The sequence below is a fragment of the Sphingosinicella microcystinivorans genome, from assembly GCF_027941835.1.
GTDB lineage: Bacteria > Pseudomonadota > Alphaproteobacteria > Sphingomonadales > Sphingomonadaceae > Sphingosinicella.
On record NZ_CP116005.1, the window covers coordinates 559,167 to 580,149 of the forward strand.

22 protein-coding genes are annotated in these 20,983 nt (G+C 70.1%); 12 read left to right on the forward strand and 10 right to left on the reverse strand.

The annotated features are described in order from the left end of the window. Nucleotides 1-24 precede the first annotated feature (24 nt). From PE061_RS02610 to PE061_RS02620, 3 genes are read right to left on the reverse strand one after another with little or no spacing between them, the layout of a single operon-like run. On the reverse strand, nucleotides 25-1,287 hold the full coding sequence (locus PE061_RS02610; protein ID WP_271257666.1) for an RsmB/NOP family class I SAM-dependent RNA methyltransferase: 1,263 nt from the start codon (nucleotides 1,285-1,287) through the stop codon (nucleotides 25-27). 2 nt (nucleotides 1,288-1,289) lie between these two features. Continuing rightward, a complete protein-coding gene (gene htpX / locus PE061_RS02615; RefSeq protein WP_271257667.1) occupies nucleotides 1,290-2,204 on the reverse strand; it encodes a zinc metalloprotease HtpX in 915 nt (304 codons plus the stop codon). Between the two features lie 56 nt (nucleotides 2,205-2,260). Then, a complete protein-coding gene (locus PE061_RS02620) occupies nucleotides 2,261-3,085 on the reverse strand; it encodes an SDR family NAD(P)-dependent oxidoreductase (protein WP_271257668.1) in 825 nt (274 codons plus the stop codon). Between the two features lie 82 nt (nucleotides 3,086-3,167). On the opposite strand from PE061_RS02620, the gene PE061_RS02625 reads away from it, so the two are divergent. Beyond that, nucleotides 3,168-3,311 (forward strand): DUF1674 domain-containing protein, encoded by a 144-nt coding sequence (locus tag PE061_RS02625; protein ID WP_271257669.1) that lies wholly within the window; start codon nucleotides 3,168-3,170, stop codon nucleotides 3,309-3,311. 53 nt (nucleotides 3,312-3,364) lie between these two features. Here the strand turns inward: PE061_RS02625 and PE061_RS02630 are convergent, their stop codons facing one another. From PE061_RS02630 to tsaD, 3 genes are all read right to left on the reverse strand, one after another. Next, nucleotides 3,365-4,534 (reverse strand): trypsin-like serine protease, encoded by a 1,170-nt coding sequence (locus PE061_RS02630; protein WP_271257670.1) that lies wholly within the window; start codon nucleotides 4,532-4,534, stop codon nucleotides 3,365-3,367. 206 nt (nucleotides 4,535-4,740) lie between these two features. Further along, a complete protein-coding gene (locus PE061_RS02635; RefSeq protein ID WP_271257671.1) occupies nucleotides 4,741-5,718 on the reverse strand; it encodes an NAD(P)H-dependent glycerol-3-phosphate dehydrogenase in 978 nt (325 codons plus the stop codon). Continuing rightward, nucleotides 5,715-6,749 carry a tRNA (adenosine(37)-N6)-threonylcarbamoyltransferase complex transferase subunit TsaD gene (gene tsaD / locus PE061_RS02640; protein WP_271257672.1) on the reverse strand — a complete coding sequence of 345 codons (1,035 nt, stop codon included), beginning with the start codon at nucleotides 6,747-6,749 and terminating at the stop codon, nucleotides 5,715-5,717. Before tsaD ends, PE061_RS02635 begins: the two co-directional genes overlap by 4 nt. 51 nt (nucleotides 6,750-6,800) lie before the next feature. Between tsaD and hemC the strand changes: the two genes are divergently transcribed. From hemC to rpoN, 9 genes are all read left to right on the forward strand, one after another. Continuing rightward, nucleotides 6,801-7,727, forward strand: a complete 927-nt coding sequence (gene hemC, locus PE061_RS02645; RefSeq protein WP_271257673.1) for a hydroxymethylbilane synthase — start codon at nucleotides 6,801-6,803, stop codon at nucleotides 7,725-7,727. Then, nucleotides 7,724-8,431: a uroporphyrinogen-III synthase gene (locus PE061_RS02650; protein ID WP_271257674.1), complete on the forward strand. Its 708-nt coding sequence runs from the start codon at nucleotides 7,724-7,726 to the stop codon at nucleotides 8,429-8,431. The genes hemC and PE061_RS02650 overlap by 4 nt, the downstream gene beginning before the upstream one ends. After that, nucleotides 8,428-9,495 (forward strand): COG4223 family protein, encoded by a 1,068-nt coding sequence (locus PE061_RS02655; RefSeq protein ID WP_271257675.1) that lies wholly within the window; start codon nucleotides 8,428-8,430, stop codon nucleotides 9,493-9,495. The genes PE061_RS02650 and PE061_RS02655 overlap by 4 nt, the downstream gene beginning before the upstream one ends. Before the next feature lie 60 nt (nucleotides 9,496-9,555). Then, on the forward strand, nucleotides 9,556-10,305 hold the full coding sequence (locus tag PE061_RS02660) for a TerC family protein (protein ID WP_271259114.1): 750 nt from the start codon (nucleotides 9,556-9,558) through the stop codon (nucleotides 10,303-10,305). Then, on the forward strand, nucleotides 10,302-10,919 hold the full coding sequence (locus PE061_RS02665) for a ribonuclease D (RefSeq protein WP_271257676.1): 618 nt from the start codon (nucleotides 10,302-10,304) through the stop codon (nucleotides 10,917-10,919). The genes PE061_RS02660 and PE061_RS02665 overlap by 4 nt, the downstream gene beginning before the upstream one ends. 10 nt (nucleotides 10,920-10,929) lie before the next feature. Continuing rightward, a complete protein-coding gene (lptC, locus tag PE061_RS02670; RefSeq protein ID WP_271257677.1) occupies nucleotides 10,930-11,559 on the forward strand; it encodes an LPS export ABC transporter periplasmic protein LptC in 630 nt (209 codons plus the stop codon). Further along, nucleotides 11,556-12,092: an LptA/OstA family protein gene (locus PE061_RS02675; protein ID WP_271257678.1), complete on the forward strand. Its 537-nt coding sequence runs from the start codon at nucleotides 11,556-11,558 to the stop codon at nucleotides 12,090-12,092. The genes lptC and PE061_RS02675 overlap by 4 nt, the downstream gene beginning before the upstream one ends. Nucleotides 12,093-12,255: 163 nt before the next feature. Then, nucleotides 12,256-13,026 carry an LPS export ABC transporter ATP-binding protein gene (gene lptB, locus PE061_RS02680; RefSeq protein ID WP_271257679.1) on the forward strand — a complete coding sequence of 257 codons (771 nt, stop codon included), beginning with the start codon at nucleotides 12,256-12,258 and terminating at the stop codon, nucleotides 13,024-13,026. Nucleotides 13,027-13,030: 4 nt separating this feature from the next. Beyond that, the gene (gene rpoN, locus PE061_RS02685; protein ID WP_271257680.1) at nucleotides 13,031-14,581 is read left to right on the forward strand and encodes an RNA polymerase factor sigma-54; all 1,551 of its coding nucleotides are present in this window, start codon (nucleotides 13,031-13,033) and stop codon (nucleotides 14,579-14,581) included. A 24-nt stretch (nucleotides 14,582-14,605) separates the two neighbouring features. Here the strand turns inward: rpoN and dapD are convergent, their stop codons facing one another. Together dapD and PE061_RS02695 are read right to left on the reverse strand one after the other, a co-directional pair. Continuing rightward, on the reverse strand, nucleotides 14,606-15,427 hold the full coding sequence (dapD, locus tag PE061_RS02690) for a 2,3,4,5-tetrahydropyridine-2,6-dicarboxylate N-succinyltransferase (protein WP_271257681.1): 822 nt from the start codon (nucleotides 15,425-15,427) through the stop codon (nucleotides 14,606-14,608). Continuing rightward, the gene (locus PE061_RS02695) at nucleotides 15,424-16,134 is read right to left on the reverse strand and encodes a pyrimidine 5'-nucleotidase (protein WP_271257682.1); all 711 of its coding nucleotides are present in this window, start codon (nucleotides 16,132-16,134) and stop codon (nucleotides 15,424-15,426) included. The genes dapD and PE061_RS02695 overlap by 4 nt, the downstream gene beginning before the upstream one ends. A gap of 71 nt (nucleotides 16,135-16,205) precedes the next feature. Between PE061_RS02695 and PE061_RS02700 the strand changes: the two genes are divergently transcribed. Next, nucleotides 16,206-18,527 carry a S8 family peptidase gene (locus tag PE061_RS02700; protein ID WP_271257683.1) on the forward strand — a complete coding sequence of 774 codons (2,322 nt, stop codon included), beginning with the start codon at nucleotides 16,206-16,208 and terminating at the stop codon, nucleotides 18,525-18,527. On the opposite strand, the gene PE061_RS02705 is transcribed toward PE061_RS02700, so the two are convergent. Both PE061_RS02705 and PE061_RS02710 read right to left on the reverse strand, forming a co-directional pair. Continuing rightward, nucleotides 18,524-18,730, reverse strand: coding sequence for a hypothetical protein (locus PE061_RS02705; RefSeq protein WP_271257684.1), 207 nt, complete (start codon nucleotides 18,728-18,730; stop codon nucleotides 18,524-18,526). The two genes, PE061_RS02700 and PE061_RS02705, sit on opposite strands and share 4 nt — an antisense overlap. A gap of 222 nt (nucleotides 18,731-18,952) precedes the next feature. After that, a complete protein-coding gene (locus tag PE061_RS02710) occupies nucleotides 18,953-19,633 on the reverse strand; it encodes an EF-hand domain-containing protein (RefSeq protein ID WP_271257685.1) in 681 nt (226 codons plus the stop codon). 135 nt (nucleotides 19,634-19,768) lie between these two features. Between PE061_RS02710 and PE061_RS02715 the strand changes: the two genes are divergently transcribed. Continuing rightward, nucleotides 19,769-20,983, forward strand: a complete 1,215-nt coding sequence (locus tag PE061_RS02715) for an argininosuccinate synthase (protein ID WP_271257686.1) — start codon at nucleotides 19,769-19,771, stop codon at nucleotides 20,981-20,983.

Consider the following 20,983-nt stretch of genomic DNA (forward strand, 5'->3'; position numbering starts at 1 on the left):
GTGCCGGGAGGTCAAATTCGCGGCCTAGTCCCTCGCGATGCGCGCCATGAAAAACCCGTCGAGCCCGCCTTCGGCGTCGAGATGGCCGGGCAGGGTCCGCACGAAACCCTCGGGATTCGGCATGAGTCCGGCAGGAAGTTCCCCGGCCTCGACCGGAACCGCCCGCGCCCACGGCGTCCGCGACAGGAACGCCGCGACCTGCGACTCGCCCTCGTCGCGTTCGAGCGAACAGACGCAGTAGAGCATCCGGCCGCCCGGCTTCAGCATGGCGAACGCATGGTCCATCAGCGCCGCCTGCATCCGCACGAGTTCGCCGATCTGCCGCGCCGACTTGAGATGAAGAACGTCCGGGTGCCGCCGGAAGATCCCGGTGCCCGAGCAGGGCGCATCGAGCAGCACCGCGTCGAGCGGCGCGGGCGGTTTCCATTTCAGCGCATCGCCCGCGACCACCTCCGCCGACAGGCCCGTCCGCGCGAGGTTTTCACGCACGCGGGCAATGCGGTTTTCCGAAATGTCGAGCGCCGTCACGCGCGCGCCTGCGGCGGCGAGTTGCAACGTCTTGCCCCCCGGCGCGGCGCAGAGATCGGCAACGGATTCGCCCGGCTTCGGCGCAAGCAGCCGCGCCGGCAGCGACGCCGCGAGGTCCTGCACCCACCACGCACCCTCTTCGAAACCGGGCAGCGCCTCGATGCGGCCGTGCCGCGCCAGCCGCACATGGCCGGGCATCAGCGACGTGCCGCCCAGCCGCTCCGTCCACACCGCCGTCTCGCCCGCATCGCGGAGCGTCAGGTCGAGCGGCGGCTCCGCGCCGAGCCCCGCGGCAGCGGCGGCAACCACGTCCTCGCCCCACGCCTGCCAGCGCAGCGCCCAGAGTGCGGGCAACGTCGGCGGCGACGGCAGGGACGCCCCCTGCTTCAGCAAGGTGGAAAGCACCCCGTGCGCGAGCCTGCGCGGCCCGCCTTCGAGCAGCGGCAGCGCGGTCGCGATCACCGCGTGCGGCGGCGTTTCGAGCAGGATCGTCTGCACGAGCGCCATGCGCAGCACCATGCGCGCCCGCGCATCGTCCGGCAGGGGCTTTCGCGTCGCGCCGTCGATCAGCGCGTCGAGATCGGGGAGGTGCCTGAGCACGCCCGAAACGATGGCGCGCGCGAGACCCCTGTCGGCAGGCGCATCCAGCTTGCGGAACGCGCGCTCGATGGCGCGGTCGAGCGGTTCGCCGCGCCACAGCACGGCCTGCAAGAGCGCAAGCGCCGCCGCGCGCGCGGGTACGCCGGAAATCTGCTCCACGCTCAGCGGCGGCGCTTCAGCGGATCGAGCGCGCTCACCCGGCCGCGCTCGGCGGCTTCATGAATACTTTGCGGTCGCGCACCCTGCCCCATTTCCTGCGCAATGCGGCCGAGCGCCGCGACACGGTTCTCGGGGTTCGGGTGCGTCGAGAACAGGTTGTCCATGCCGCCGCCGATCAGCGGCTCGACGATGTAGAGCTGCGCCGCCGCCGGGTTCTTCCGCGCGTAGGGGTTCGGGATGCGCGACGCGCCCGCCGCGAGTTTCTGGAGCGCGGAAGCGAGCTTCATCGGCTTGCCGCTGATCTCCGCGCCCGCGCGGTCCGCGCCGTATTCGCGCGTGCGGCTGATCGCCATCTGCACCAGCATCGCGGCGAGCGGCGCGACGATCACCGCCGCGATGACCGCGATCGGGTTGCGGTTGTTGCCGCCGGCGAACAGCGCGAAATTGCCGAGCATCGAGATCGCGCCCGCCAGCGTCGCCGTCACCGTCATCAGCAGCGTGTCGCGGTTCTTCACGTGGCCGAGTTCGTGCGCCATCACCGCCTCGATCTCGTCGCGGTCGAGGATGCGCAGCAGGCCGGTGGTCGCGGCAACGGCGGCGTTCTCGGGGTTCCGGCCGGTCGCGAAGGCGTTGGGCGCGTCGGTCTCGATGATGAACACCTTCGGCATGGGCAGGTCCGCGCGCTGCGCGAGGCTCTTCACGAGGCCGACGAACTCCGGCGCGCTCCGCGCGTCCACCTCGCGCGCGTTGTGCATCCGGAGCACGATCTTGTCGGCGTTCCAGATCGCGAACAGGTTCATGCCGCCCGAAATGACGAGCGCGACGAGCGCGCCGCCGCTGCCGCCAAGCATGTAGCCCAGCCCCATGAACAGCGCCGTCAGCGCCGCCAGCAGCATCACCGTCTTCATCTGACCCATGTCACACGAGGCTCCTTCGGTCCTCGTGAACATTATCGGGATGGATCAGCCCCGCTTCAAGACTTTCCGCCGCCGAGGATGAGGCCGATGCGCTTGAAATGGCTGACCGGGAACAGCCGCGTCATCCAGTCGATGAAGCGCGCGTCGGCGCCGATCAGCACGCGGTGCTGGCGCCGTTCCATGCCGCGGATGATCGTCTCGGCGGCCTCGGCAGGCGTGGTGCGCGCCGCCTTCTCGAACTCGTCGCCCGAATCGAGCGCGTTGGTGCGCCCGTCCATGCCCTTGATGAACTTGGCGTTGCGCGCGACGTTGGTCTTGATGCCGCCCGGGTGCACGCGGATCACGGCGATGTGGGGATCGGTCTCGCCAAGCTCCAGATACAGCGCCTCGGTGAGCCCGCGCACCGCGTACTTGGAGGCGTTGTAGGCGGACTGGGTCGGATAGCCCATCATGCCGAACACCGACGAGATGTTCACCAGCCACGCATCGGCGGACTTGCGAAGGTGCGGGATGGCGTGGCGGCAGCCGTTCACGACCGCGCCGAAGTTCACCGCCATCACCCGGTCGAAATCCGCCTTCGGCGTATCGGCGAACGGCGCCACCACCGAAAGCCCGGCGTTGTTGATGATGCCGTCGAGCCCGCCGTATTCCGCCGCGGCCGCATCGATCCAGCCTTTCAGCGCCTCGTCGTCCGTCACGTCGAACGCGGCCGTCGTGTGCGGATAATTGCCGAGCAGCCGCGATGTTTCGGCAAGCCCCGCTGCGTCCTTGTCGGAAAGCGCGAGCCTAGCGCCGCGCTTCGCAAGGCCCAGCGCCAGCGCGCGCCCGATGCCGCTTCCGGCGCCCGTCACCGCGATCGCCCGGCCTTCAAGGCTTTTCATGTCGTCCACCTCCCTCTATCCCGCCTGCATGGTGCCGCGCCGAGCGCGGGGCGCACAGCTATGAATATGGTGGAAGAGCGCGATGGAAGACCCGAAGCCTGCGAAAGCCGAAAAGCCCGCGAAGCCCGATGAGGCGCCGAAGCTGAAGGAGGAAGGCGGCCCCGCCGGCCCCGACCCGGTGCGCTACGGCGACTGGGAAAGAAAGGGCATCGCCGTCGATTTCTGACAGCAATGCCCTTTCAGAAACGCCGCCGACCGGCGGCGGCGTTTCGGGGGAGCTTACGCGGCCTTGCGGCGGCGGCGCGCGGCGAGCGCACCGACGACGCCGAGACCGAACAGGCCGATCATGCCCGGCTCCGGCAGCCAGATCATGCGCAGTTCGCCCCGAAGCATCGCGTAGATCTCGTCGAGATAGAAGGACACGCGCGTGTCGCCCGACATCTCGCCGAAGCTGGAGTTGGTGCAGGCGTTCGACGCCGGCGTGACGCCGGCATCGACACCCGGCGCGTTCGAGTCGGGGTCGATGAACCCGGGACCGCAGGCGCCGTCGAACACCGCACCCGTGATGCCGAACGATGTGATGCCGGCCAGCAGACCGCCGATGAAGGTGGGACCGCCTGAATCGCCGCCGGAGCTGTTCACTTCGGTGCGCACGCCGTCGATGACGACACCGGTGTCATGCGCGAAGCAGAACTCGAGGCCGCCGCAGAATATCCGATCGACCGTGCCGAACACGTCGTTCTCGTCGAGTCCGCTGTCGAAATCGAACAGCAGCACGCCGTCGCCGACATCCTCGAAGATGTCGCTGCCGAGCGCCTCGTAGATGTTGTTGCCCGCGCGCTTGTCGAAATCGTCGGCCGCAGGCGTCAGGCCGCGCGTGCCCGCCGTGCCCTCGCCCGTCGTGCCGAAGCCGACCTTGGTGTGAACCTGTCCGAGTTCGTCGCCGCCGGTGTAGACGCCGTAGATTTCCTCGCCGTTCGACGCCGACGTCTTGAGCTTGATGAAGGCGATGTCGTTCTCGGGGAAATTGAAGCCCGGATGCACCCAGTAGCTGAACGCTTCGTACTCGGCATCGAAGGTTGAGCCGGCAAGGCCGTTGCCCGCACCGGTGCGGAAACGGATGCGGTTGAGATCGGGCGCATCGACGCAGTGCGCCGCCGTGACGACGACATCCGCGGCGATGAACGTGCCGGTGCAGACGGTGATGAAGCCCGCCGCGTCCAGTTCATCGGTGTTCATGATGAGGCCGCCGACGCCCGAGTAGGCGCTTGCCCCCACCTTGAACTGCGGGTCGTTGACCTGGCTGAGGCTGGAAACCACCAGCTTCGGCTGCAACAGGGCCTTGTTGTCGGCCAGTGAAATCTTGGCAATGCCGCCAGCGAGCGCGGACGACGAAGCGATGAGCCCCAGCGCGATCGCGCAAGGCCCGGCAAGACTGGATTTTTTCATTTTTCCCACCCTGACACTAGAGACGCAGACCCCTCCCAGCAGGGGTACGCACGGCGTGCCGCGTGGCGGACACGCAGATGGGATCAGCCAAGCAAGGGCCGGGCCACCTCTGGCGGCGGCCACGAAATCATGCGGTTAACATTCCGGCCCGGAAACATTGTTGTTCGATTGTAAAATATGGCGACAGAGCGCTGCCGACAACGCGCTCAGGCATCCTCGCTGCGCAGCGGCCGCGAGAGCAGCGCGGCGATCACCGTATCCACCGATGCGCTGCCGTCCAGCAGGCTGCACACGGCGCGCGTGATCGGCATGTCGATGCCGAGCTCGTCCGCGGCGGCTTGCAATACCGGCGCGGTGAACGCCCCTTCGGCGACGGTCAGGCGGTCGCTGAGCAGTTCCCGCGCCGTCCGGCCCTCGCCGAGGCCGTGCCCGAGCGAGAAGTTGCGCGACTGCGTCGAGGAACAGGTGAGCACCAGATCGCCGAGCCCGGAGAGGCCGCGCATGGTTTCGGAGCGCGCGCCCTTGGCGATGCCGAAGCGCAGCATTTCCGCAAACCCCCGGCTGATCAGCGCCGCGCGGGCGTTTTCGCCGAGCTTTCGCCCGACGACGACGCCGCACGCGATGGCGAGCACGTTCTTGATCGCGCCGCCGACCTCCGCGCCGATCACGTCGTCCGTCCAGTAGGGGCGGAAGCGCGGCGCGGCGATGCGCGCGATCAGCCGGTCGGCGAGCGCGCGGTCGGCGCACGCGAAGGTGATCGCGGTCGGCAGGCCCGTCGCCACCTCGCGCGCGAACGTCGGGCCGGAAAGCACGGCAAGCGGCGCCTCCGGCAGCACTTCCGCCGCGACCTCGCCGACAAGCCGCCGCGTCGCCGCCTCGATGCCCTTGGCGCAGAGCACGATCGGCGTATCCCGGTTCGGCACGCCGGCGAGCACCGTCCGCACGTGCTGCGCGGGCGCAACGACGAGCAGCATCCCGCAATCGCCGAGCGCGCCGAGGTCGCTCGTGGCAACGATCGCGTCGGAAAGGCGGACGCCGGGAAGGAACAGCCGGTTCTCGCGCGCGGCGTTGATGTCCTGCACCACCTCCGGCTCGCGTGCCCACAGCACCACGTCGCCGCCCGAGGCCGCGACTTCGGCCAGCGCCGTTCCCCACGCCCCGCCGCCGATGACTCCGACCTTCATGCCTTCACTCCCGCGCCGCGCACCGGTTCCGCCGCCGGGTCGAGCGGCCAGCGCGCGCGCGCCGGCACGTCGAGCGCATCCGTGTACCCGGCCCGCAGCCGTTCGATGCCCGCCCATGCGATCATCGCGGCATTGTCCGTGCAGAGCGCGAGCGGCGGCGCAGTGAAGCCGAGGCCGCTTTCATCGGCGAGCCGCTGGAGCGCCGCCCGGATCGCTGCGTTCGCCGCGACGCCCCCCGCCACGACGAGCCGCGTCGCCTCGGGCATCCGTTCGAGCGCGCGCCGCGTCCGGTCGACGAGGCAGTCGACGACCGCCTGCTGGAAACTCGCCGCCAGATCGGGAACGGACGGCGGATTCGCGCCTTCGGCTGCACGCAGCACGGCGCTTTTCAGCCCCGCGAACGAGAAGTTGGAATCGCCGCTCCCCAGAAGCGGGCGCGGCAGCGGCACGGCCTTCGGATCGCCGTCCTTCGCCGCGCGCTCGACGGCGGGACCGCCGGGAAAGCCGAGCCCCAGAATCTTCGCCACCTTGTCGAACGCCTCGCCCGCCGCGTCGTCTATCGTCGTCGCGAGCCGCCGGTAGCGCCCAACGCCCTCCACGCCGAGCAACTGGCAATGCCCGCCGGACGTCAGCAGCAGCAGATAGGGGAAATCGAGCGTGGGGTCCGCAAGCCGCGCCGAGAGCGCATGGCCTTCGAGGTGGTTGACCGCGACGAGCGGCTTGCCGCTCGCCAGCGCCAGCGCCTTGCCGGTGACGAGCCCGACCATCACGCCGCCGATGAGGCCTGGCCCCGCCGTCGCCGCGACGGCATCGAGATCGCCGAAGCCGATGCCCGCCTCCGCCATCACCGCCTCGACGAGCGGGGCCAGCCGGTCGACGTGCGCCCGCGCCGCGATCTCCGGCACGACGCCGCCATAGGGGCGGTGCGCCTCCTCCTGCCCGGCGATGCGCTGGGCAAGGATGGTGCGGTTTCCGTCGACGAGCGCCGCCGCCGTTTCGTCGCAGCTCGATTCAAGGCCCAGAACAATCATGGCAGAACGATCATATTGTCTCCGCGCCCGTAACTAGATACGCCGCCCCCCATGCACAAGGCTGAGCCTCTGAAACTCGGAACGCGCGGGTCGCCGCTCGCGCTCGTCCAGGCGCGCGCCGCCGCCGCCGCGCTCGTCGCCGCGCACGGCTGGCGCGAGGACAGGATCGAGATCGTCCCCATCAAGACCACCGGCGACAAGGTGCAGGACCGCCCGCTCGCCGAGATCGGCGGCAAGGCGCTCTGGACCAAGGAACTCGACCGCGCGCTCATCGCGGGCGAGATCGACTTCGCCGTCCATTCCGCCAAGGACATGGAAAGCATCCGTCCCGAGGCCATCGCGCTCGCAGCGGCGCTGCCGCGCGCCGACGTGCGCGAGCGGATCATCGGCGTTCCCGGCCTCGACGCCCTGAAGCCGGGGATGCGCGTCGGCACCACCTCGCCGCGCCGCGCCGCGCAGCTTCTGGCGCGCGTCCCCGGCCTCGGCCTCGTGCCGTTCCGGGGCAATGTCGCGACGCGTCTTGCCCGCATCGAAGCGGGAGAGGCCGATGCGACGCTGCTCGCGAGCGCCGGGCTCGCGCGGCTCGGGATGCACGATGTCGGCACGCCGATACCGGTCGAGGCGATGCTCCCCGCGCCGGGGCAGGCGATCATCGCGATCGAGGCCCGCGCCGGCGACGACGCCGTGCTCGGCCGCCTCGCCGCGGTGAGCGACGCCGACGCGATGACGGCGCTCGTCGCCGAGCGCGCCTTCGCCGCAGCGCTCGGCGGCAGCTGCCACAGCCCGGTCGCCGCCTATGCCGAGCCGCACGGCGCAGGCTTCCGTCTTCGCGCCGAGATCCTCGGTCCGGACGGTCAGGAACGCATTGCAGGAGAAACGCACTTTCCGGATTCGGATGCGGCAGCAGCCGCCGTCGCGCTTGCAAAAACCCTTCTCAATCGGGCCTCGCCCGCCCTTCGGAGTCTCTTTGTCGCATGAGTCGTGTCCTGATTACCCGCCCGCAGCCCGGCGCTGCGGAAACCGCCGCCCGTCTCCGCGCGCTCGGCCACGAGCCCGTGGTCGTCCCGCTGTTCGAAGTGGCGGCCAGGGACTGGACGCCGCCCGCCGCGATGCCCGACGCCGTCATGCTGACGAGCGCCGCGGCCGCGCGCGAAGGCGGCGCGGCGATGGCGCCCTTTCTGGGGCTGCCCTGCTTCTGCGTGGGCGAACGCACCGCCGCCGCCGCGCGCAGCGCCGGCTTCACCGACGTTCGCACGCCTGACGTCTGCGACGGCGGCGAGCTGCTCGGCGCCATCGCCGCGGCGCTCAAGGGCAACGTGCTGCACCTCAGCGGCCTTGAAATCGCGAGCTATGCGCCGCCGCGCGGCCTGCGGCTCGACCGGCGCATCGTCTACGGCGCCAGCTTCCACGGCTGGTCCGACGCGGAGCGCGCCGCGGCGCTGACGGCCGAGGTCGCGCTCGTCTATTCGCCGCGCGGCGGCGAGGCGCTTGCCGCCGCGCTCGGTGCGGGTCGCAGCGCCGTCCGGCTGGCCGCGATCAGCCGCAACGCGGCAGCCGCCGCGGGCGACGGCTGGGCCGCCCGCGCGATCGCGGCCTTCCCGGACGAGGACGCGCTGTTTGCGGCGGCCGGGCTGTTGTGCGAGAAGCAGGCTGGTGAGGCACCGCTGACGAGGACCGGATGATCGACGACGAAACCCGCGAAGCGCCGCGCCCGCGAAGCGCCGTTCCCTGGGTGCTGGCGGCGGCGCTGCTGCTGTTCGCCGCCGGGCTGCTGCTCAGCCCCTGGTTCGAGACGAACGTGCGCACCCGCCTTCCCGGCGCGCTGCAACGCCCCGATGTCGAATCCATCGCCGCCCGCGTCGAGCGGGAGGCGGGGGCGATCACTGCGCTCGAAGCGCGCGTCTCGGCGCTCGAAGCGCGTCCGGCGGTGCCTGCGCCGCTCGGCGATGCCGCGGCGACGCCCCCAGCGCTCAACGATCCCGTCCCGCTCGCGCTCGGCGCCGGGCCGAATCCCGAACGCCTCGCGCGGCTTGAGGCGCGCATCGAGGCGCTCGACCGGGGACAGGCGCAGGCATCGACGCGGCTCGACAATGTTTCCGCCGAGCTCGCCGGGCTCAACGTCAAGATCGAGCAGGTCGGCGGCAACGCCGCCCGCTCCATCGAGGCCGCCGCCGCCAGCGCCGAGAAGGCGCGCGGCGTGCTGCTGGTGACGGCGGCGCGGCGCGCTGCCGAGCAGGGCCAGAGCCTCGCCGTGCTCGCCCCGGCGCTGCGCCGCCATTTCGCGGCCGCCGACGCCGATGCCGTCGAGCGGCTGCTGACCGCGTCCCCCGGCGCGCCGACGCTCGCCGTGCTGCGCCGCCGTTTCGAGCAGATCCGCCCGCAGCTCGCGGAAAGCGCGGCGCCCGAGCGGCAGGACACACTCTGGCAGCAATTCAAGGCCGGCGTCGCCAGCCTCGTCCAGGTCCGCGAGAAAGGCGCCGCCGCCGCCCGCAGCGCCAACGAGGCGCGGCTTGCCGACATGGCGACGCGGCTTTCGCAGGGCGATGCCGCGGGCGCGCTGCTCGCCATGCAGCGGCTTCCGGCGCGCACGCAGCAGCTCGCCCGGCAGTGGCGCATCTCGGCGGAAGCCTATGCCAACACCTACGGCGCGCTCCAGCAGCTCGAAGCCTCCGTGCTGCTCGAAGACACCGACCTGCCGCTCACCGCGCCCGCGGCCGGGCAGCAGAAGCCGACGCAATCGCTGTAGACGCGCGCCCGCGACCCGGATTCCCGTGCGAAGATCAACCCGAGCCAAGACAGGCGGATGATGGAAGGCCTTATCGAACTGTTCCTGCAGCCGGCCACGTGGGCGGCGCTGGTCACGCTGATCGCGATGGAAGTCGTGCTCGGCATCGACAATCTGGTCTTCATCTCGATCCTGACCAACAAGCTGCCGGACGGGCAGCGGCAAAAGGCGCGCCGCATCGGCATCAGCCTTGCCCTCCTGATGCGGCTCGGCCTGCTCGCGACGGTGGCGTTCATCGTCACGCTGGTGAAGCCGGTGATCGAGCTGTTCGGGCAGGCGTTCTCCTGGCGCGACATCATCCTCATCGCGGGCGGCCTGTTCCTCGTCTGGAAGGCGACCAAGGAAATCCATCACAACGTCGATCCGGCCCCGAACGAGGACGTTTTCAATACCGGGCAGGCGGTGATGTCCTTCGGCGCGGCGATCACGCAGATCATCATCCTCGATCTCGTCTTCTCGATCGACTCGATCATCACTGCGGTGGGCATGACGGATCACGTGCCGATCATGGTCGTCGCCGTGATCGTCGCGGTCTTCTGCATGTTGCTCGCCGCCACGCCGCTCGCCGACTTCATCGAGGCGAACCCGACGGTGGTGATGCTCGCGCTCGGCTTCCTGCTGATGATCGGCATGACGCTGATCGCCGAGGGCTTCGGCACGCACGTGCCGAAGGGATATGTCTACGCCGCGATGGCCTTCTCTGTTCTGGTCGAGGTCCTCAACATCATGTCACGCCGGGCGAAGCGCCGCCGCGAAGGGAAAGACAATTGACCGCGTATCTCCACAAGGGCGACCTGCCCGCAGACGTGCTCGCACCCGGCGCCATCGCCGTGGACTGCGAGGCGATGGGCCTCAACCAGCTCCGCGACCGGCTCTGCGTCGTGCAGCTTTCGGACGGCGGCGGCGACGAGCATCTCGTGCAGTTCCCGATCGGGCAATATGACGCGCCGAACCTGAAGGCGGTGCTCGCCGATCCCGCGCGCCTCAAGATCCTGCACTTCGCGCGCTTCGACGTCGCGCTCATCCTGCAGTATCTCGGCGTCGTCATGGCCCCGGTGTGGTGCACCAAGATCGCCTCGAAGCTCGTGCGCACCTACACCGACCGCCACGGCCTCAAGGACCTCGCGCGCGAGGTCCTCAGCGCGGACATCTCCAAGCAGCAGCAGTCGTCGGACTGGGGCGCCGACACGCTCAGCGAGGCGCAGATCGAATACGCCGCGTCCGACGTGCGCTACCTGCACCGCATCAAGGCGATCCTCGAGGAACGGCTGGAGCGCGAGGGGCGCAGGGCGCTCGCCGAGGCCTGCTTCGGCTTCCTGCCGACGCGCGCCGCGCTCGACCTTGCCGGCTGGGCCGACAAGGACATCTTCAGCCACGAGAGCTAGGCCGCAAGCGATGACGCAGGCCGCCGACGATCTTGCCAGCGACCGCCGCCGCTGGGCGATGCCGGGCAGCGCGTGGGACCGGCAGGTCGCCATCCTGAAGCGCCTGCTGCCGGCGACCGCAGCGGTGATCCTGCTCGCCTGCCTCGTCTGGCCGCTCACAGCGCAGCAGGAATTCAGCTTCATCCTCTCCCGCGACGGGGTGGAGAAGGCCGGCGAGCGGCTGCGCATGGAAGCGCCGATGTACCGCGGCGAGGACAGCCGGGGTCGCCCGTTCAGCATCCTCGCCGACGAGGCCGTGCAGCGCACCTCGAACACGCCGGTCGTCGAGCTGAAACGCATCGAGGCGCGCCTGACGATGGAAGAGGGCATCGCCACCGTGACCGCGCCGAGCGGACGCTACGACCTCGAAGCGGAAAAGCTGAACGTGCTCGGCCCGGTCGTCTTCCACCGCCCGGACGGCTTCGCGCTGCAAACCGGCGACGTCGCCGTGGACCTGCCGACGCGCAAGGTGGAAAGCATCGGGCGCGTCAGCGGGCAGATGCCGCTCGGCTCGTTTTCCGCCTCCCGGCTCGACGCCGACATCGAAACGCGCGTTGTCACCTTGTCAGGCGGCGTGAAAATGCGGATTACGCAGCGATGATCCGCACCCCCCTTCTCCTCGCCGCCGCCGCAGTGCTCACGCTTCCCCTTGCCGCCTCGGCGCAGAGCGGTTTCGGCAGCTCGGCGCTCAAGGGCCACGACACGCGCGCGCCCATTGACATCGACGCCGCGCGCATCGAGGTGCGGGACCGCGATTCGCAGGCGATCTTTTCGGGGGCGGTGCGCGTCGTGCAGGGCAACATGACGCTGAACGCGGCAGCGATGCGCGTGTTCTACGAAAACGCCGCGGGCGGGAACCTCGCGATCAACCGCCTCGACGCCGAAGGCAGCGTCCAGCTCGTGAGCCCGAGCGAGCGGGTCAGCGCCCGCCTCGGCATCTACGACGTCGAGACCCGCCAGATCACCTTCGTCGGCGGCGTCGTGCTCAACCGCGGCGACAGCGTGCTGCGCGGCGACCGGCTGGTCATCGACCTCGAAAACGGCCGTTCCACGCTCGACGGCTCGGCGAGTTCGACCGACAGCGGCACCCGCGTCACCGGCCGCTTCGTGGTGCCGCCGCGCGATACGCAGTAAGCCGCCTGCGGCATTTCTGCACCGCCCGCACCCTCCTTTTGCTCTGTTTCGTCCCGTTCGGCTTGCATTGCCGAAACCGACCATGCACAAATTGCGCCAACTGGCCGCCGAGCGGCCAGTTCCTGCATTTGTCGTTAAGTATTCGTGAGGTAGAAAGCCCGGCATGAGCGAAATCATGACGATGGAGCGCGAGACTCCCGCGGTCGACACCGATCGCGGGCTCGCGGTCGTGTCCATCGGCAAGCGCTACGACAAGCGCGTCGTGCTGCGCGACGTGTCGCTCGGCGTGCGGCGCGGCGAGGTCGTCGGCCTGCTGGGGCCGAACGGCGCGGGCAAGACCACCTGCTTCTATTCGATCATGGGCCTCGTGATGCCCGATTCGGGGCGCATCCTCCTCGACGGCATCGACATCACCGGGCTTCCCATGTACCGCCGCGCCGCGCTCGGCCTCGGCTACCTGCCGCAGGAGACCTCGATCTTCCGCGGCATGACCGTGGAGGACAACATCCGCGCCGTTCTCGAAATCTCCGAGCCCGATCCGGCGGCGCGGACGGCGCGGCTCGACCAGTTGCTCGGCGAGTTCTCGATCACGCGCCTTCGCAGCGCACCGGCCATGTCGCTCTCCGGCGGCGAGCGGCGGCGCTGCGAGATCGCCCGCGCGCTTGCGGCGAACCCGTCGATCATGCTGCTCGACGAGCCGTTCGCGGGCATCGACCCCATCTCGATCGCCGACATCCGCAATCTCGTCAGCCATCTGAAGGACCGCAACATCGGCGTCCTCATCACCGACCACAACGTCCGCGAGACGCTGGAGATCGTGGACCGCGCCTGCATCATCTACGACGGCCGCGTGCTGTTCGAAGGCACGCCCGAGGCGCTCGTCGCCGACGAGACGGTGCGCAAGGTCTACCTCGGCGAGGGCTTCAGCCTCTAGCGTCATGGCGATCGGTCCCCGTCTTGATCTGAGGCATTCGCAGCAGCTGGTGATGACCCCCCAGCTGCAGCAGGCGATCAAGCTGCTGGCGCTGTCGAACCTCGAACTCGAAAGCTACATCAACGGCGAGCTGGAACGGAACCCGCTGCTCGAGGCCGCCGGGGAAACCCCCGCCGAACCGGGCGCCTTCGATGCGCCCGAGCCCGCCGACATGCCGGAGGCGCCGCCCGACGACTGGACCGCACCCGACCCCAGCGGCGCGGACCAGCTGATCGCGGCCGGCGGCGGCGATGCCGATGCGCCGCTCGACGTCGATCACGCCGCCGAGACCTTCCACCACGACTGCGCGAGCGACATGCCCGCCCCCGGCACCGGCGGCCTCGACGGCAGCCTCAGCGTCGCCGGCCCCGCCGTCGCGGGCGCGGGCGGTGGCGAGGACGCGGAAAGCTTCGACGCCACGCTCGCCGCCGAGCTGTCGCTGCACGACACGCTGCTCGCCCAGCTCGCGGGGATGGACAGCGTCCAGCAGATCATCGCCCGCCACATCATCGACCTCATCGACGAAAGCGGCTACTTCACCGGCGACCTCAATGACATCGGCGCGCGTCTCCAGATTCCCACCGCCGATGTCGAGGCGGTGCTGAAGATCGTCCATACCTTCGAGCCGACCGGCGTCGGCGCGCGCTCGCTCGGCGAATGCCTCGCGCTGCAGGCGATGGAGGCGGACCGCTACGACCCCGCGATGGCGGCGCTGCTCTCCAACCTCGACCTGCTCGCGCGCGGCGAGATGGCAACGCTGCGCCGCCTCTGCGGCGTCGATGCCGAGGATCTCGCCGACATGATCGCCGAGCTGCGCGGCTACAATCCGAAGCCCGGCCTCGCCTACGGCGGCGAGCGGCCGCAGCCGATCATGCCCGACATCTTCGTCGCGCGCACCGCGTCGGGCGGCTGGGCGGTCGAGATCAACGCCGCGACGCTGCCGCGCCTCCTCGTCAACCGCAGCTATTATGCCGAGCTTTCGGGCGCGGGCGGCAAGGCGGCGAAGAGCTTCCTGTCGGACTGCCTGCAATCCGCGAACTGGCTCATCAAGGCGCTCGACCAGCGCCAGCGCACGATCATCAAGGTCGCGACCGAGCTCGTCCGCCAGCAGGAGGCGTTCTTCCTCCACGGCGTGCAGCACCTGAGGCCGCTCAACCTCCGCGCCATCGCCGACGCCATCGGGATGCACGAATCGACGGTGAGCCGCGTCACCTCGAACAAGTACCTGTCGTGCGAGCGCGGCCTGTTCGAGCTGAAATACTTCTTCACCTCGGCGATTCAGGCCGCGGACGGCGGCGACGCCGTCTCCGCCGAGGCCGTCAAGACGAAGATCCGCGAGCTCATCGACGGCGAGCGCGGCGGCAAGATCCTGTCCGACGACAAGCTCGTCGAGCTGCTCAATGCCGCCGGTTTCGACATTGCCCGACGCACCGTCGCGAAATACCGCGAGGCGATGGGCATCGGCTCCTCGGTCGAGCGCCGCCGCGCCGCCGCGATCCAGAGCGCCGCCGCCTGAAAAGGTCGTGCGACGACGCTTGCCTCAGTCCCGCAACAGCTCGTTGATCCCCGTCTTGCTCCGCGTCTGGGCGTCCACGCGCTTCACGATCACCGCGCAGTAGAGCCCCGGCCCGCCGTCCGCGCCCGGCAGCGTGCCCGGCACCACCACCGAATAGGCCGGCACCCGCCCGCGCGTCACCTCGCCGGTCGCGCGGTCGACGATCTTCGTGGAAGCGCCGAGATAGACGCCCATGGAGAGCACCGCGCCCTCCTCCACCACCACGCCCTCGGCGACCTCGCTGCGCGCGCCGATGAAGCAATTGTCCTCGATGATGACCGGCCCGGCCTGAAGCGGCTCCAGCACGCCGCCGATGCCCGCGCCGCCCGAGATGTGCACGCCCTTGCCGATCTGCGCGCAGCTGCCGACCGTCGCCCACGTGTCGACCATCGTGCCCTCGCCCACGTAGGCGCCGATGTTGACGAAGCTCGGCATCAACACCGCACCCTTGGCGATGTAGGCGCCGCGCCGCGCCGTCGCGCCCGGCACCACGCGGAAGCCCGCAGCGCGGAAGCGGTTCTCGCCCCAGCCCGCGAACTTGGAGGGCACCTTGTCGAACGCCGGCGCACCGCCCGCCCCGCCTTCGACGACGGCGTTGTCGTTCAATCGGAACGACAGCAGCACCGCCTTCTTCAGCCACTGGTTGACGCGCCATTCGCCGTCCGCCTTCTCGGCGACGCGGTACGTGCCCGCGTCCAGCCCCTCGATCGCGGCCTCCACGGCGTCGCGCACCGCGCCCGTGGTGGAAAGGCCGAGCCCCTCGCGCTCGTCCCAAGCCCGGTCAATGATGGCGGCGAGATCGGTCATGCGTTTACCCCTGTCGTAATGGAATGAAGCCAGTCGCCGACATCGGCGATCCGGTGGTCGATGCTGGCGTGGTCGGCCTGATAGCCGCCGCTCTCGGCGCCGTTGTCGGCCCACACCGTAGTCATGCCCAGCGCCTTCGCGGGCACGAGGTTGCGCGCCATGTCCTCCACGAACAGCGCGGCTTCCGGGCGGATGCCGTGCGCCGCGCAGAAGCCGCGATAGGCGTTCGGGTCGGGCTTGGGGCGGTAATCCATCGCGTGAATGTCGTAGACCGCCTCGAAAACGCCGCCGAGACCGAGCCTGTCGAGCACCTTCTCGGCATAGGCGGTGTCGGCGTTGGTGAACACGAGCTTGCGCCCCGACAGCTTCGCGAATGCGTCCGCCATGCGCGTGTCCGCCTCCAGCACGCCCATGTCGATGTCGTGCACGAAGCTCAGGAACTCGGCGGGGGCGACGCCGTGCCCGTCCATCAGGCCGCGCAGCGTCGTGCCGTGGTCGTGGAAGAAGCGCTTCTGCACGCGCCGCGCTTCCACGGCGTCGCAGCCGATCAGCCGCATGATGAACGCGCCCATGCGCGCGTCGATCTGCGCGAACAGGTTCGCGCGCGGCGGATAGAGCGTGTTGTCGAGATCGAAAATCCACGTCTCGATGTGGCCGAAGGCGTCCATGCCGGGGTCATGGCGGTGAGCGGCGGATTTCGCAAGCATTTGGTAATGCGTTTCGGCGACCATTCTGCCATCAGGGGCATGACAGGAACTTGAGGGGAGTGTGGGCGAAGATGCGCCGACGCGCAGGTACGCAACATCGCGGGTTCGCCGCCGTTTCGACTCTCTGCCTTGCCGCCCTCCTCGCCGCGTGCGGCGGCGGTGGCAGCGGCACGCGCCCCGTGGCGCCGGGCACGGTGACGCCGCCCCCGACCCCGACGCCGACCCCCACGCCGACCCCGCCGCCCGTCTACGACACGGCCGAGTACCGGCGCTCAGACGCCGCGGCATCGGCAGGCGCGATCGCCGCCTATGAAGCCGGCGCGACCGGTGCGGGCGTGAAGATCGCGGTGATCGACAGCGGGGTCGACATCCACAGCGCCGAGTTCGCGGGCCGCATCGACCCGGCAAGCCGCGACGTCGCGGGCGCGCGCGGCATCGACGACACCAACGGCCACGGCACGTCGGTTTCCGCCATAGCGCTCGCCGCCAAGAACGACCGCGAGATCCACGGCCTCGCCTTCGATGCGACGCTGATCGCGCTCAGGACCGACACGCCCGGCACCTGCTCGTCGAGCGACGGCTGCTCCCATTCCGACAACAACATCGCCGCCGCCATCGACACGGCGGTCGCGGCGGGCGCGCGCGTCATCAACATGTCGCTGGGCGGCGGGCGGCCCAATTCGCGCCTGCGGGCCGCGATCGCGAACGCCGCGGCAGCGGGCGTCATCATCGTCATCTCGGCGGGCAACGACAGCCTCGCGAATCCCGATCTCTTCGCGCAGGTCGCGAGCGACCCGGCCGCGCGCGGCCGTGTCATCATCGCGGGCTCGGTGAACGACCGGGACGCGCTTTCGGATTTCAGCAACCGCGCGGGCAGCTATGCCGCGTACTATCTGGCAACGCTCGGCGAGAGCGTGCGCAGCTTCGATCACACGGGCACGCCGTACCTGTTCAGCGGCACCTCCTATGCCGCCCCCGGCATCTCCGGGGCCGTCGCGCTGCTTGCCGACGCCTTCCCCGGCCTGACCGCGGACCAGATCATCGACATCCTGTTCCGCACGGCGCGCGACGCGGGCGCGCTCGGCGACGACGCCGTCTTCGGCCAGGGCATCCTCGATCTGATCCGCGCCTTCTCGCCGATCGGCGGCACGTCGCTTCCCGGTAGCGCCGTGCCCGTCACCGGCGAGGCGGGATCGCTCGCCGTGCTCGGCGGCGCGCTCGGCGATGGCGGCGCTCTCGCCGGCGCGCTTTCCGATGTCGTGGTGCTCGACAGCTACGGGCGCGCCTACGTCGCCGATCTCGGCGCGGGCGTCTCGCGGATCGCCCCCGCGCCGCGTCTTGCCGCCGCGCTCCAGACCAACACCGAGGAGGCGCGCGACGCGTTCGGCGTCGCGGGCTACAGCCTATCGTGGAACGCCGCCGTCAGCACGCGGCCGTGGCTCGGCCTCGCGCAGGCGGGCGGCATCGACGCCCGCGCCGACGCGGACGCGCGCGTCACGCGCGGCTTCGTCACCGGCAGCGTCATGCCGGGCACCGGCGTCGGCTTCGCGGCGGGCTACGGCGCGGACGACCTGCTCGCGAACATGGCGGGCACGCGCGCGCCCGGCTCCCGCTTCATCGCGAGCGGCGATGCGCTGCGCGACGACGGCGTCTCCGTCGCGGGCACGCGCGCCGCGGCGATCAGCCAGCGCCTCGGCGGCTGGACCTTCGGCATGGCGGCGGGCACCGGCGAAACCGGATCGCTGCGCCCCGGCAGCGCATGGGACCGCCGCCGCGACGTGGACGCCGTGCAGCTGTTCGCGGCCAGCGCATCGCGCCGCATCGGCGCGTCCGACGTCACCGTCACGTGGAGCCGCCTCGACGAGAGCGGCAGCATCCTCGGCGCCGAAGGCTCGGCGGCGCTCGGGCCGACGCGCGCGTCGAGCGATTTCCTCGGCCTCGACTGGGCGATGGATGCCGGGCGCGGCTGGCGCATCGCGGCGCAGGCGCGCGGCGGGCTGACCCGTCTCGACGTCGCCGCTGGCGGCCTCGTCTCCGGCGCCGACGCGCTCCGCAGCTTCGCCTTCGCGTTCGACGTCACGAAGTCCGGCCTGTTCGCGCGCGGCGACGAGGTCTCCGTGCGGATCGCGCAGCCGCTGCGCGTGGAAGGCGGCGCGCTCCGGGTCGATATTCCGACGAGCTACGACTACGAGACGGAAACCGCCGGCTACACCCGCCGCACCTTCACGCTCGCGCCATCCGGCCGCGAGATCAGCGTGGAGGCCGCGTGGTCCTTGCCCCTCGCGGGCCTCGGCCGCCTCGACACGAACATCTTCTGGCGCCGCGATCCCGGCCACATCGCGGCGCTCGACGACGACGTCGGCGCGGCGCTGCGCCTCAGGGCACGCTTCTAGCGCTGCGCCGAAACCGCATCGAGGCGGCGCACCGCCCCGTGCGCGAGCCGCACGACCTCATCGTCGAACTCCGCCACGGTCGAAAGCCGCCTGCCGCATTCGGTGCAGACGATCCAGTCGCGCTCGGCGGGCCGGTCCGACATCGCGAAGTCCGTGCCGCCGCAGTTCTCGCATTTCAGGCTGACCCTGATTCCTCCAGTCATGGCTGATCTCCCCGGTTCCATGCTTTTGACGCAAAGCTATCGGGCTGGTGCGGGAAGTCGAGTCGTCTTGTGCGGGAAACCGCGGCCTTGAAAAACAGAGGGCCGGCATCCTCTCCGGAGAGGACACCGGCCCCGGCGCGCGTTCGGGCTCATCTTCCGACAGGGGGGGATCGGAAACGGCGCCCCACGCGCTCTCAGGAAAGCGGATCGGACTGGGACCGATCAGCTGTCGCCGCGCTCCGCGCGACGTTCCGCACGCATCGCCTCGCGCGCAGCCTTGCGCTCCTCGGGGCTCAGCGTACCGTCCTTGTTCGTGTCGGCCGCGTCGAACCGGGCGAGCGGCTTCGCCTTCGCCTCGGCAAGCGTCACGCGGCCGTCCTTGTTGGCATCCGCGCTTTCGATCCACTTGGCGCCGAAACCGCCACCGAAACCGCCGAAACCGTCATGGCCGCCGCGGTGCATCATGCGGTGGCCCTTGCGGCCGTCCCGGCCGCCCTTCATCCACGCGCCGCGGTCCTTGCCGTCGGCCGAGGCGGTTTCCCGGCGCTCCTTCCACTTGGCCTTCATCCCGGCGTGGTGCGAATCCCACTCCTGCCGGCTCACCTGCCCGTTCTTGTCCGCGTCCATCGACTCGAACACGCGGGTGCGCGCTTCCGCCACCGTCTTGTCGATCTCGGCGCGGCGGGCCTCCGCGCGGGCCTTCAGTTCGGCTTCGGTGACGGCGCCGTCCTTGTTGGCGTCCGCCGCGGCGAAGCGCTCGGCGATTTTCTTCTCGAGGTCCGCGCGCGTCTGCGGCGCGTTCCAGCGGGCGGCCCTGTCAGGCGAAGGCGGGGCGGCGGTCTGGGCGATCGCGGGCAGCGCCATCAGGGCCACTGCCGAAGCGCCGATCATCAGGTATTTCATCACGTCTTTCACTCCGTATCGTCCATGCGATTACCTGCCTATACGCACGGCGCGCTGACTCTCCCTTGAATAAGCCGTTCATCAATGCGAAGGGCGCGCGCGTACTCACAGGTTTTTCGCGAAAGGTGCGGGTGGATGTCTGAAATCAAGCGCGTGGTTCTGGCCTTCTCGGGCGGTCTCGACACGAGCGTCATCCTGAAATGGCTCCAGCAGACATACGCCTGCGAGGTCGTCACCTTCACCGCCGACCTCGGGCAGGGCGAGGAACTCGGGCCGGCGCGCGCCAAGGCGGAGCTGATGGGCGTGCGCCCCGAGCACATCTTCATCGACGACCTGCGCGAGGAGTTCGTGAAGGACTACGTGTTCCCGATGATGCGCGCGAACGCGCTCTATGAGGGCCTCTACCTCCTCGGCACCTCGATCGCCCGGCCGCTGATCGCGAAGCGCCAGATCGAGATCGCGCGCGCCGTGGGCGCCGACGCCGTCTCCCACGGCGCGACCGGCAAGGGCAACGATCAGGTCCGCTTCGAGCTCGGCTATTACGGCCTCAACCCCGACATCAAGGTGATCGCGCCGTGGCGCGAGTGGGACCTCACCAGCCGCACCCGCCTCATCGAGTTCGCCGAGGCGCACCAGATCCCGGTGGCGAAGGACAAGCGCGGCGAGGCGCCCTTCTCCACCGACGCGAACCTCCTCCACACCTCGTCCGAGGGCAAGGTGCTCGAGGACCCGTGGCAGGAGGTGCCCGACTACGTCTACTCGCGCACCGTGAACCCGGAGGACGCGCCCGACGCGCCCGAGTACATCACCATCGACTTCGAGCGCGGCGACGGCGTCGCGCTGAACGGCGAGGGGCTGAGCCCGGCGACGCTCCTTGAAAAGCTGAACGACCTCGGTCGCAAGCACGGCATCGGCCGCCTCGATCTCGTCGAGAACCGCTTCGTCGGCATGAAGTCGCGCGGCATGTACGAGACGCCCGGCGGCACCATCTATCACACCGCGCACCGCGCCATCGAGCAGCTGACGCTCGACCGCGGCGCCGCGCACCTCAAGGACGAGCTTGCCCCGCGCTATGCCGAGCTCGTCTACAACGGCTTCTGGTTCAGCCCCGAGCGCGAGATGCTGCAGGCCGCCATCGACCACAGCCAGAGACAAGTCTCCGGCACCGTCCGCCTCAAGCTCTACAAGGGTTCGGCATGGGTCGTCGGCCGCAAGTCGCCGAACTCGCTCTATTCCGAGAAGGTCGTCACCTTCGAGGACGACGCCGGCGCCTACGACCAGCGCGACGCGGAAGGCTTCATCAAGCTGAACGCACTGCGCCTGCGCCTGCTCGGGCGGCGGGGCGCTTAA